We start from the raw sequence: 12,627 nt of genomic DNA, 5'->3' as shown, positions 1-12,627 counted from the left end.
ATTAGTAAAAAACGTTCTGGCAGTTAGCTATATAGTAAATCATCGGCTTTTAGTGTGCTATGGCAATTCTAAAAAGGTAATGCAGTTTGCAAAGCCAGGCCATTTTGTATCCTTATGGAAATAATCATATTATCTTTTCAGGATCACGCGCTTTAGTCTTTTGATTGTTCCAGTAAGGATACCACCGTCCATTTGAATTCTACGGTCAGTAGTCCACACCATGGCTTTTGGATCTTTAACCAGATTTAATCTACCAAAACCTGAATTTCTTAGCTTAACCGCTAGCCAGCCATCCTCATTTGTACCTTCGGGGTGATTAAAGCCATCAACCTCTAAGCCCTGAAGACGCCTGAATCCCGAGTTAAATCCATATACATTGACAGCCTCATCTTTAATCTTTTTATTTATCCACCTCGAGAATTCGGCCAGATATTCATAAAAAAAATAAAAAGAACGTCCTGTGGACGTAGTGGGAATATGTGCAAACCTTCCATAAGTTAGCGCCACAGATGAATCCTCAAGAGGATTGACCATAAGTTCAATCCAATCCTTGGGATATATACTGTCCGCATCTGCATTCAGCACATATTTACCCCTGGCCATAGATAGTCCCAAATTCCGGGTAACGGTGATGCCCTGTATGGGTTGAAACGCACAGGTAATCCCACAGGCTTTAGCCAGTTCAGCTGTCCGATCAATCGAATTATTATCCACCACGATAATCTCTACAGACCGTAGCGTCAGGTTCGAACATAGTGAATACAAGGTGGGAACAATGTTCTGCTCTTCGTTATAGGCCGGGATAACGATACTTACTTCAGGCACAGTGCCCGATATCCTGGCGTATTCCATCAACGTAGATGCGATCATTTTTTCCTCAGATAAGCTTTTATCAATAATGCTGGATATTGCGGCTGGAATTTTTAGGGGTCGCATCAAATCAATTTTTATACCGTAAAGTTATAAAATATACCCTATATTTATCCTTAACTACGTATTTAACTTTTGCATGTTAAACAAACTTCTCCTAAAATTCTTAAGTCTCTTTATTACAATAAGATATCCAAAAGCGCCCAAAGCTTACCGCTATTTTTATCGTGATACTTACATCTGCCAGCTTCGGCAATTGAAGTATATCATCAAAGATTACATTATTAAAAAGCCTTACAAAAGCATCAGCTTCAGTGGAGAATTTACACCTGATCTAGCCTTTGCGTTGCCATTTGCATATTGGCACCATAAAAATGGAACCCTGCTTGATACAGAGGGCGCAAAATACACCCAGGAGCTATACTTTTTTTCGCCAAATCATTCCGAAATTTACCCTACAAGAACAACTGAAGGTAACTATAACTTTGAGACGCCTAGAATTCTCTATAGTCAGGATTATAACATGTCCAAATGGATACCCGTACCACTGAAGGAAACCTATAGAAATCATATTTATATTTTCGATAAACCAATATTGATCGTCGCCAACCGCTACAATATGGAATGGGACGGACCACCGGTGAGCTTTCTGAGTATAGAATATTTAGAAAAGATTTTCCTTCAATATCAGGATAAATACCAGATCATTTACAATAGACCCAGGCCTGAGAATATCACCAATGACAACAGCGATATTTACGACCTGAATGAATATGACTGGATCGAGCAACAATTCCCCAAGGTTATTCTAATGGAAAACCTTTTTAAAGAGAACAAGGCCAAAGCCAAAAACTTCAACCATCTTCAAATGATGGTTTACGCAAATAGCGATCATTTCTTATCCACACATGGTGGGACCGGAGCGCTGGCCAGTTATTTTGGAGGTACAAATATTATCCTTTCTAAAAAAGGAGGAGAGCATCATTTCCACTGCTTTAGCAAACTGTACCCTAAGTTATCAGGCGCAAATGTATTGCATGCCCGCACCGAGCAAGAGGCAATGGATTTTTTAAAGAAACATTTTTAATAAATGAGTAAACAAAAGGACCAATACTGGCTCAGGTCTGGAATTATCAACGTTCTCCAGAACTTTTCAAGCACGCTGTTTGGGATGTTGATGTTTATTCTCTTAGTTCGTTTGCTTAACAAAAACGATTATGGTGTTTGGGGTATCTATGGTCAGACCGTCATTATTTTAGAGATCGTGCGAAGTGGCTTGATCCAGAACGCACTCATCAAGTTTATGGCAGGCTCAGACCCTAAAGATCATTCGAGCATCTTTTCCGCTTCAGTCGTCATCAGTGGCGGAATGACATTGATCTGTATAGTCTTGAATTATGCATTCGCGCCTTATATTGCAAGGCTATTAAAGGCGCCACAACTGGAATCCATGCTTTACATGTATAATTTTGTATTCCTATTTTCAGGCGTGCTGACCTTATTCAACTGCATTGAACAGGCTCATCTGAAGTACAATGGGATTTTTGTAAGCGGATTACTAAGACAGGCGGTTCCCTGCCTTTTTGTTTGCACTGTATTTTTTTTCAAAATAGATATTGGCCTGATGAGCCTGGTCTATGTTCAGATCCTAGCAGTAATCATCAGTGTCATCACTTCATGGTTTTACGTCAAAAAGTTTATTCACTTTAGTTTTGTATTCAGCAAAGAATGGATCACCAAGATATTCAACTATGGAAAATATGCATTTGCAACTTCCCTTAGTTCTATACTTTCGGGAACGATTGACCAATGGATGCTAAGCGGAATGATATCCCCTGCCGCATCCGGTTCTTTTAATATTGCAGTCCGGGTAACCAACCTGATTGATATCCCCACTAATGCTGTTGCAACGATCGTCTTTCCCCAGAGCGCTAAAAGAATTGAAACAGAAGGAAAGCCGGCAATCAAGTATTTATATGAGAAATCAGTAGGGACAATCCTGGCCATGGTCATTCCGGTAATTGTATTTATATATATATTTGATACCTATATCATCAATTTGCTTGCAGGCGCGAAGTATGCGGACACTGTTCCCATTCTTAATATCACATTGCTATACTGTGTTTTGGGACCTTTTGGCAGGCAATTTGGTGTAATTATCGACTCTATTGGAAAAACCCGCATTACTTTCATTATCGTTATTGTAAATACAATCGTAATTTTAGTGCTCAATTATTTTTTAATCAGGCGCTACGGAACAATCGGAGCGGCATATGCCACCTTGGCTGCAAATATCTTTGGATTTACGATCGCGCAGATTGTCCTATACAAGGAACTTCGCGTTAATCCGCTGAATGCGTTTGTATATGCCTATAAGTTTTATCCGGAATTTATCAGAAAATATATCCTAAAAAAGCACTAAAATGATCGGAGTGAAATTTATCGGGAGATTGGGCAATCAAATATTCCAATATGCTTTCTTTCAGTATCTGAAAACAAACAATCCAGCAGATACCTTTTTTTTTGTTAATCCCCATCATGGCTATTTGACAAAGTATTTTGATCTGGATACATTGCAAAGTCTCACTTTAGCTTCAAAGGCCTATTCGCTTTATGCAAGGTCACTACCTAAATTATTTACCTTTAAAGAGCATTACATAGAGAGCATACAGGTTCCCAAGGATGTCCAAGTTAAAGACTGGACGATTTACAAAGGTTTTTTCCAGACCGATTTTTTTGTGAGACGTATTCGAGGCGATTTTAATATCAAAATCAAAAAAGAATTTACGGACCGATTCCATGCTGATTTTGGTGAAATATTCACCAACCATAAAACCATTACCGTGCACATCAGGCGTACCGATTACCTTAAATATGGCAAAAGAGACATTTCTCTTCCAATCGAGTATTTTAAAAGGAGGCTTGATGCCATAGAAGATGTTGATCAATACACGGTTTTCTTTGTAAGCGATGACATCGAATATGTAAAGGCATTTTTCAAAGAGCGGCCAAATTATATCTATTCGAACAATGATGAGATTACGGACTTTCAAATTATCCAGCATTCCGATATTGCTATTATCTCCAATAGCAGTTTTGCCTGGTGGGCAGCATACCTCTCAGCAAAAAAAAATACCGTATATGGACCAAAAAACTGGTTAGGGTTCCGGATTGGTAAAGAACACCCTAAGCGGGTAATGACTGATCGGTTTACTTGGTGCGAGGTTTTATCATGAAAGTACTACACATTACCGCATATATCACTGGAGGAGCTGGAATCGCGGTCAAAAGGCTGCATGAGGCCCTTTTAGAAAAGGGAATGGATTCAAAGATTCTCTGCCTTTTCGCATTAGAAGAAAACCTCACGCCAGAGATCTATCAATTACATCAGTCCAGAAGTTTTTCCAGCCGGGTACTTAGCAAACTCAAATTAGATAAGAACAGTAGACTTACTAAAGGTCTCCATGGCGATTATGAAGCTTTCACATTCCCATTTTCTCACTATAAGGTGCATTTGCACCCTTTGGTCAGTCAGGCGGATATTATTCACTTGCACTGGATTTCTGATTTCGTAGATATCCCGTCCTTTTTCTCGGCGGTGAAAAAACCTATGGTCTGGACAGCACATGACCTTAACCCTATTTTAGGAGGCTTCCATTATGAACAGGATGTTTACCGCAACCCGTCTTTTTCCAGGGCAGAGGAAAGTTTAAAAAAAGAAAAACACAGCGCTATCACAGCAGCAGGTGTTCATTTTATTGGCAGTAGCCAATTAACTGTAGATAAAATTAAGGCCTATTTGCCTGAGGTCGGTTGCACCAAAATCCCCTGTATACTCGATACGGTGAATTTCATACCCATTGATAAAAAAATTGCAAAAAATGCGCTGAATATCAATGAGCACGTAATTCTACTTGGAACCGGTGCAGACGATTTGGGCAACTACCGAAAGGGATACTGGCTCCTGCAGAAAGCGATTGGGAAGTTAACTGAAGCGGAAAAAAAACGGGTTAAAATTATATCATTTGGTGCCTCTAAATCAAATCAAGGGGATAGTGGTAATCCGGAACATTTAAGGTTTCAACCTATACATGATAAACGAATTCATTCACTTGTTTATTCTGCAATGGATTATTTTATCATTCCCTCCACTGAGGAAACCTTTGGGCTCACCGGCACAGAGGCGCTACTCTGCAACACGCCGCTAATTTCCTCAAGAACCGGCGGAATGATTGACTACATCACTGAGGGGAAAAATGGCTTTCTATTTGATCCCATGGATGCAGATAGGTTAGTGGAAAAGATTAAATTGGCAATCACCGCTTATAATGAGGCCCCTATTACTGATGCGAGGAGCTCCATTTTGGAATGGTATAAAAAAGAAGCGCCACTAGAGAAGCATATAACGCTTTATGAAAATATTTTATGTGGAAATAACTAATATGAAAAATAAAATTACCAACTCCAATAACATTACTGATTTTTTCAGTAAAATATCGGATCTTGGGTAATGTTCAAAAAATAAAAAATCAGAATATTAAAAATGGCTAGAAAAAGAGTTTTAATAACCGGTGCAGCCGGATTTTTAGGATCACACTTATGCGATCGCTTCATAAAGGAAGATTTCCATGTGATTGGGATGGACAACTTAATTACTGGCGACATTGCCAATATTGAACATCTCTTCAAGTTAGAGAATTTCGAGTTCTACAACCATGATGTCTCGAAGTTCGTTCACATACCCGGTCAATTGGATTACATCCTTCATTTTGCCTCACCAGCGAGCCCGATCGATTATCTTAAAATCCCAATACAGACCCTCAAAGTAGGATCTTTAGGTACTCATAATCTTCTTGGCCTTGCAAAGAACAAAAATGCCAGGATGCTGATTGCTTCCACATCGGAAGTCTACGGTGATCCAAACGTCAATCCTCAACCAGAGGAATATTGGGGAAATGTAAACCCTGTTGGACCCAGAGGGGTTTATGATGAAGCCAAACGTTTTCAGGAAGCGATCACCATGGCCTACCATACCTTTCATGATGTAGAAACCCGCATTGTTAGGATTTTTAATACCTATGGCCCAAGAATGCGTCTCAATGACGGACGTGTTTTACCTGCATTTATTGGCCAGGCACTAAGGGGTGAGGACTTAACGGTTTTTGGTGATGGAAGCCAAACACGTTCATTCTGTTATGTGGATGATCTGATTGAGGGGATTTACAGACTTCTTATGAGTGATTACGCGCAGCCAGTTAATGTGGGGAACCCAGATGAGATCACTATTAAAGAGTTTTGTGAGGAGATTATTAAGCTTACCGGAACTTCACAAAAAATTGTATACAAGGATCTTCCGCAAGATGACCCTAAACAAAGAAGGCCAGATATCACCAAAGCAAAAGCGATCTTGCAATGGGAGCCTAAAGTTGGACGCGCCGAGGGATTGAAAATTACCTACGAGTATTTCAAGTCTTTACCACAAGAGGCCTTGGAGAAGATCGAGCACAAGGATTTTACAACTTACAACCGTTAATATGGCAAAAATATTAGTAACCGGAGGAACAGGGTATATTGGTTCCCACACGGTATTGGAACTTGACAAAGCCGGCTATGAGGTAATTATAGTGGATAACCTTTCCAATTCAAATATCAAAATCCTCACACAACTCCATGCCATTTCAGGAAAATGGTTTGAGTTTGTACAAATGGATCTTCAGGATGAGCATGCAGTTCAGCAATTTGCAGAGGAAAATAGAGATATAACTGGAATTATTCATTTTGCAGCATCCAAAGCAGTGGGTGAATCGGTAGAGAAGCCGTTAAAATATTATAAGAATAATTTTTATTCTCTGATCAATCTTTTGGTTTCATTCAATAACAGAATGGACTTTGTTTTCTCCTCATCATGCACCGTCTATGGGCAGCCGGATCACCTGCCAGTAACAGAGTCCGCTCCTGTTAAAAAGGCAGAATCTCCATATGGCAATACCAAACAGATTGCTGAAGAGATTTTAAGTGAAACCACTGCAGTTAATGCTGACTTAAGGGTAATCGCACTACGGTACTTCAATCCCGTAGGCGCCCATGAAACGGCGCTGATCGGTGAATTGCCTAACGGAGTTCCCGCTAATCTCATACCCTTCATCACTCAGTCTGCCATAGGAAAGCGGGGGCCGATTACGGTTTATGGAAATGATTATGAAACGCCAGATGGCTCCGCTATCAGGGATTATATTCACGTAGTTGATCTGGCAAAGGCACATGTTAAGGCGCTCAAACGCCTGGAAGAGAAAAAGGCTGATCGTAATTACGAAGTATTCAATATAGGAACAGGAAAAGGAACATCGGTATTGGAAATTATTGCTGCATTTGAGGAGGTGACGGGAGAAAAGCTTGATTACAAGATCGGCCCAAGAAGAGCAGGCGACGTCATGCAGGTATACGGTGATGTTCAAAAGTCTAATGAAGAATTAGCCTGGAAAGCAGAACTTGATATTAAGGAAATGATGCGATCGGCTTGGGAGTGGGAAAAATACATTAAAATCAATCCATTCTAGTTGATCAAAATACATCAACTGGCTTAATGAATTTATTATTGATAACTGAGTGATAGGATAAATCCTACCCTATCATTCAGTTATTAAATTAGGACTTTAGCAGTCAGCTTCAGTTGATAAAAATCATATAATAGCAATCCAAGTTGCTGAATCCGAGCTTCCCAGGTATTTTCAGCAGCGATTTTGAGTCTTGCTCTCTTCGCATCATCATGATCATGGGCTATAAAAAAATCAAGTGCATCGCCAAACTTTTTTACATCATTTGCATAAACTACAGCATCGCCAGTAAATTCAGCTAGGTCTAGGTTAAATTCAGTAGCGACCACAGGCTTACCCGCACCAAGGTATTCGAAAAGCTTCAATGGAAAAATGGTCTTGCTCACATCATCCTCCTTGAAAGGAATGATTGCCACATCAAATCCTTTGATCACCGCAGGCATATCCTGATAATCAAGTCTGCCTGTAAAAAAAACATTCTTAGGATCTTTAAAACCCGCAGGTACGAACTCTTCTGATACCGGCCCAACAAATACAAAGCTTTTTTCGGCATGTAACTTAATCAGCTTGGTCAATAACGGAAAATCCATTCTTCTTTCAATATGCCCAAAATAGCCAATGATGGGATGGGGAATATTGTAAAGTGCGGAATGTACTGCCAAGTTTTCATCGAGAGTCTTTGCGCTATGGCTAAGGTCCGCTGCATTAGCAACAAAAAAAGTGTTGTCATTAAGCAATAACTTTTCTCTGTAGAGTTGTTTACTCGTGCACACCACAACATCCGAAGTTCTAGCCAAAATTACTTCCGAGACTTCACCGTGCCTTTTATCATAATCAATAATGAGTGGATCTACGCATTGATAGACACTTAAGGTTGCGCCTATTCTGCTTGCGATGGTCGGATAATGAAAGTTAAATGAATTAATGAAAATAAAATCTGATACCTTTCTTGACTTCAGCAAGCGGCTGATTTTTGAGGCAATCCGGCGCTCATTCCATTTTAATAAAAACCTATATAACTTCCCCTCGGGCAAAAAATTCAACGAAAGTACAGGTGAGGGAATCATTACTTTGAGTCGCTCCACAGAAGTATCTATCAACTGGATATTGTGCTCAGAGAAATGCGCCTTACGCCGGTCATGCCCGGGAGTGCCTTTCTCTTTTAAACAATCTTTAAAAGTATATGGGTAATCCACATATATTACATCATTTTCTTTGGCCAGAAATTTTGCTGTTGTAAAACTCGTGGATTCATAGATCCCGTCGAATTTTGCAGCGCCAAGAATAACTATAGTGGTATTTTTTAATTTCATTTTTTCTCTCCTATGATCAATTCTTAAACATTGCTGAGATCTTTCTGGAGAATACCTGTGGCCAGCCTTTATCCATAAAGGGTTTTTCAAATAGCAAAAAGAAAAATCCACTCAATATAAGTGTTACGGGTATAAACAATACTAACTGTATGATTAAATTGATTGTATAGTCCTGCGTAAAGACTAGGTTCCTGGTTAGGCGGATAAAAAATTCAGAAAACGGGAGATGAATGAGGTATATGGTGTAACACATCCCACCAATAGACATGATCCACCTGTTGGTAATAAAACGGTTGACATAATCGCCTTTGAAAACCGAGATAAAAAATAAAAACAAAGAGACTAACACGGCAATCCTGCTCATGAGCTCATAGTTCCAGCTCCAGAAGTAAATTAGAGAAGCCAAAGAAATCAAAGCGAGGAGATCATACCAGGTACTCTTAGAGATAAGCTTCCAGTCAGTGAGGTAAATATCTGCAAGGATAAATCCCAATAGAAAATAATGCAGATGGCCCAATATGCTAAAGCTATAGGGATTAAGATATAATTGAAGATATTGTTGGGCGAGCACTAGCGATGCCATTAGCAGTAAATGGAGTGAACGCCTTAAAATCTTGTTTTTAACGAAAAAGAACAGATAAGCCAGAACAGGTGCAAGAATATAGAATTGAACCTCGATCTCCAATGTCCAAGTAGGTGGGTTGAATGGAGACCAGGTATTGTAGATGATGGCATGGGTATAGGTTATATTGGCCAGATAATGCGGAAGGTACTCCATGAATGACTGGTTTTTCTGGATAATAAAAACAATAAAGAAGATGGTCATCCATATGATATACGGGGGCTCAAGTCTGGTTAGCCTTCTCCAGAAATAGGTGCCAATATTTACCTTATGGCTGTCCCTCAACCGGTGTGATGCAAACGGCAGGGCAAGAACAAAGCCACTGATCACAAAAAATATATACACACCCAGGAACCCCCTGTGAGCCAAAAAATTGGACAAGTTGCTCTCAATAGGTGCATTAAAGCTAACAGGCGTATTTCTTTCAAATCTCTCGGCAAGATGCTGAATTAAAACCGGAACAATAGCCACAAACCGCAGACCATCGATCTCTTTAATCAACTTACCTCCAGAGGTAACCCGGGTAAGGCGTGCAGGTATTGACTGTATAAATTGATTCATATCTATTTTTTACTCTTTTTATATCCGCTGATAAAGCCAAGGACCAAAAACAACAACGCTGGGAGTGCGACTATCTCAAAAGGCATATCTATTTCTCTTTAAGTGCTAATGGGGAATCAAACATCGGCGAGATCAAAACAAAGGACCATGACATATACATGATTACAGATGAAGGAAAACCATTCATCACTTCATTCCCGTAACTACAAAAGAAAATTCCAGCTGTACCAGAAGTTAACGCAAGGCACTTCACCCGAAGCGCCGGATCCCGTAAATTCCAGACGATCCCGCAGCACTTGCCAATCATAAATAAAATCAGAGAAAACCATATCGTAAGTCCCACAACCCCGTACATGACCCATATTTTAACCCAATAACTGTCGGGCGGAATCATGGACAGATATTTATCTGAATTGTAGGTAATTCCGTTAATGCCTATACTTCCAACACCAGCACCAAATGGCTTGTTTGCCATTAGGGTTTTTAAGGTGGCTTGATTGATCAGTCTTGCATTTAATGAATCATTGTCTGGATCTAAGGCGGTCCGCAGCCTAACCAGAAGATAGTTTGCATTCCCTATCGTGGTATACTTCAAAAAACTATAAAATCCAATACCAAATACCAAGCCTATCAGCAGTATTTTGAAGTTTTTACTTAGGATCATTGCAAAAATGACGGCTACCACAAGTGCGAATAAGGCTCCCCTGGTTCCCGATATTAGCATTCCATAAACAAAAAACATCCCAACGATAACTAATAGTATTCTTTTCCATCTTTTAAACGGACCTAAGGCGAGTATAAAGGAAATGGCGGCCATTGCAGCCTGAGATGCGCCGAATTGCCCTGCATCAGTATAAAAAGAAAACACACGCAGGATTCCAAAATTTATATGGGTGGTTGCACCACCATTATCCAGCCACATTTGTTCTCCGGCCGAAACCCCAATATGGTATTGCTTCATGCCATAAAGGGTTCCCAAGAAGGATAAGATGAAAATAATGGTAAAGAAAAGATCCATATCCTTTCGGCCCCTGAAAAGCAAAAAACCAATAGGCGCGATCAGCAACCAGTTAAACGAAGTGAAACGGACCTCATTAAGCCACCCTAACAAACTTGCCCCTTCCGGATTCACCAGTTCAAATAAATTAACACCAAACCATATAGCAGCGATAATGACATGGTCATTTTTCAGGTGCTTCCACTCTACCTTTTTATGGTTATATAGTAGGGAAAGCCAGGTGACCCCGAGCAAAATCTCCATCAGCGGTCCAAAGGGTAAACCCGTGTTTTTCAGTAGCCCAGCAATGATGAAACAATAGGCGAGGTAGACAAAAAAGCCTACCCGGGGATTGGAAAAAAGGGCCATCGCAAATACCACGGCGCCCACCGAGAGCAAGATAAAGAATATGGCAAAGTATTCATACGAGATGGTCAAGACCGCCGAAAACAATGAAAAAGAAAATACAATCAGCAAGATTGTAAGCGTTCTTTTGGTAGCTGGTGAAATTGTATAGCGCATCACTTATGTTTTGTCTTCAATATTGTGTTTGGTTGCAACATTGGCCTTTTGAGAAAAAATAGATTTGCCCAATGATATGAACTGATAAAAAACGAATACTGGGATGTATAGAAGCGCACTTAAGATACGTGGGTCGGTTGATTTTTTTAAAATCGGAATAAAAAAGCTGATCAGATAAATCACAAGAGCCCCAGCTAATAGTAATGATACTGTAGTGCTGATGAATAGATTAACAATGATCAGCAAAACTGAAGCAGATAAAAAAATAAATAATGGTGGCCTAAGCAAAGTTATACCAAATATGACTTGGTTGAAATTAAACTTCGCTATGCCCAAAACCAATATTTTAAATCCATAACTGAAGTATTTGAACCATGTTGCTATCCAACGGGCCCGTTGATTTACCAGCTGGGTGGTGTGTGCGGTCTTTTGGTCATAAACCTGGGCATCTTTGGCAAAAGCAATACGGTATCCTTCGCTGACCAGAGCAGCCTGAAGAACTTTATCAAAGCCTGCGCCCTGCATATTAATGCCAGCTAGCATCCTTTTATATAATGAGGCGGAAAATGCCATTCCCGAGCCAGAAAGTGTTGCCGAGGATCCCAAATCAAACATGACCTCTCCGTCAAAATAGTGATAATAAATGTCCCGGGCCGCATCAAGCCGGGCGATAGTCGTGTCCAGGTTTTTTGCCAACCTAATCCCCTGAACAGCCTGGAAGCCCGCTGAAAATAGATTATTCAGGTTTTGTATCAAGTCTGCGTCGGCCAGGTTATCGCTGTCCATGATGAGTATTAGATCATGGTTTCTTTCAAAATGATCGATGGCAAATCTATGTGAGGCCACGTTACTGGCCAATACCGTTTCAGGATAAAGAACCGTTACACGAGGATCCGAAAAATGCAGCGCAGCAGTGGGTTTGCAGTTATCAGCAACAATATAGATTTGTAAGCGCTCATAATTCATTGCCAGCAGAGATTCTACTGCTGTTGGGATCATACCTACTTCCTCAAAGGCCGTTACAATTATACCATAATCAGGCAGAAAGGTGTTATGGGGATAGGACTGTTTCTTTTTTGCTTTGATAGCCCTTAAAAAAAGCAACAGCATGGGGTGAATGAGATAGAAGCCGATAAATCCTGCTACAATATTTAATACCCAAATCGCCACAACATGCAAAACCATAAC

11 protein-coding genes are annotated in these 12,627 nt (G+C 40.1%); 6 read left to right on the top strand and 5 right to left on the bottom strand.

All coding sequences use genetic code 11. The annotated features are described in order from the left end of the window. Positions 1 to 129: 129 nt before the first annotated feature. Positions 130 to 936 (bottom strand): glycosyltransferase family 2 protein, encoded by an 807-nt coding sequence (locus OQZ33_RS02605; RefSeq protein WP_265797479.1) that lies wholly within the window; start codon positions 934 to 936, stop codon positions 130 to 132. A 73-nt stretch (positions 937 to 1,009) separates the two neighbouring features. On the opposite strand from OQZ33_RS02605, the gene OQZ33_RS02600 reads away from it, so the two are divergent. From OQZ33_RS02600 to galE, 6 genes are all read left to right on the top strand, one after another. Further along, the gene (locus OQZ33_RS02600; RefSeq protein ID WP_265797478.1) at positions 1,010 to 1,957 is read left to right on the top strand and encodes a hypothetical protein; all 948 of its coding nucleotides are present in this window, start codon (positions 1,010 to 1,012) and stop codon (positions 1,955 to 1,957) included. A 3-nt stretch (positions 1,958 to 1,960) separates the two neighbouring features. Next, positions 1,961 to 3,292: a flippase gene (locus OQZ33_RS02595; RefSeq protein WP_265797477.1), complete on the top strand. Its 1,332-nt coding sequence runs from the start codon at positions 1,961 to 1,963 to the stop codon at positions 3,290 to 3,292. A 1-nt stretch (position 3,293) separates the two neighbouring features. Next, positions 3,294 to 4,106 carry an alpha-1,2-fucosyltransferase gene (locus OQZ33_RS02590; RefSeq protein ID WP_265797476.1) on the top strand — a complete coding sequence of 271 codons (813 nt, stop codon included), beginning with the start codon at positions 3,294 to 3,296 and terminating at the stop codon, positions 4,104 to 4,106. Next, on the top strand, positions 4,103 to 5,311 hold the full coding sequence (locus tag OQZ33_RS02585) for a glycosyltransferase (protein ID WP_265797475.1): 1,209 nt from the start codon (positions 4,103 to 4,105) through the stop codon (positions 5,309 to 5,311). The genes OQZ33_RS02590 and OQZ33_RS02585 overlap by 4 nt, the downstream gene beginning before the upstream one ends. A 102-nt stretch (positions 5,312 to 5,413) precedes the next feature. Next, positions 5,414 to 6,403: a UDP-glucuronic acid decarboxylase family protein gene (locus tag OQZ33_RS02580; RefSeq protein WP_265797474.1), complete on the top strand. Its 990-nt coding sequence runs from the start codon at positions 5,414 to 5,416 to the stop codon at positions 6,401 to 6,403. 1 nt (position 6,404) lies between these two features. Further along, a complete protein-coding gene (gene galE, locus OQZ33_RS02575; RefSeq protein WP_265797473.1) occupies positions 6,405 to 7,427 on the top strand; it encodes a UDP-glucose 4-epimerase GalE in 1,023 nt (340 codons plus the stop codon). 83 nt (positions 7,428 to 7,510) lie between these two features. Here galE and OQZ33_RS02570 read toward each other — a convergent pair whose 3' ends face one another. The 4 genes from OQZ33_RS02570 to OQZ33_RS02555 form a co-directional block, all read right to left on the bottom strand. After that, a complete protein-coding gene (locus tag OQZ33_RS02570; RefSeq protein WP_265797472.1) occupies positions 7,511 to 8,737 on the bottom strand; it encodes a glycosyltransferase in 1,227 nt (408 codons plus the stop codon). Between the two features lie 16 nt (positions 8,738 to 8,753). Next, a complete protein-coding gene (locus tag OQZ33_RS02565; protein ID WP_265797471.1) occupies positions 8,754 to 9,920 on the bottom strand; it encodes an acyltransferase family protein in 1,167 nt (388 codons plus the stop codon). A gap of 88 nt (positions 9,921 to 10,008) precedes the next feature. Further along, positions 10,009 to 11,439, bottom strand: a complete 1,431-nt coding sequence (locus OQZ33_RS02560) for an O-antigen ligase family protein (RefSeq protein ID WP_265797470.1) — start codon at positions 11,437 to 11,439, stop codon at positions 10,009 to 10,011. Between the two features lie 3 nt (positions 11,440 to 11,442). Beyond that, positions 11,443 to 12,624, bottom strand: a complete 1,182-nt coding sequence (locus OQZ33_RS02555; protein WP_265797469.1) for a glycosyltransferase — start codon at positions 12,622 to 12,624, stop codon at positions 11,443 to 11,445. Positions 12,625 to 12,627: the final 3 nt, after the last annotated feature.

The sequence above is a fragment of the Pedobacter sp. MC2016-05 genome, from assembly GCF_026239735.1.
Taxonomy (GTDB): domain Bacteria; phylum Bacteroidota; class Bacteroidia; order Sphingobacteriales; family Sphingobacteriaceae; genus Pedobacter.
This window is presented reverse-complemented; position numbering and strand designations above follow the sequence as displayed.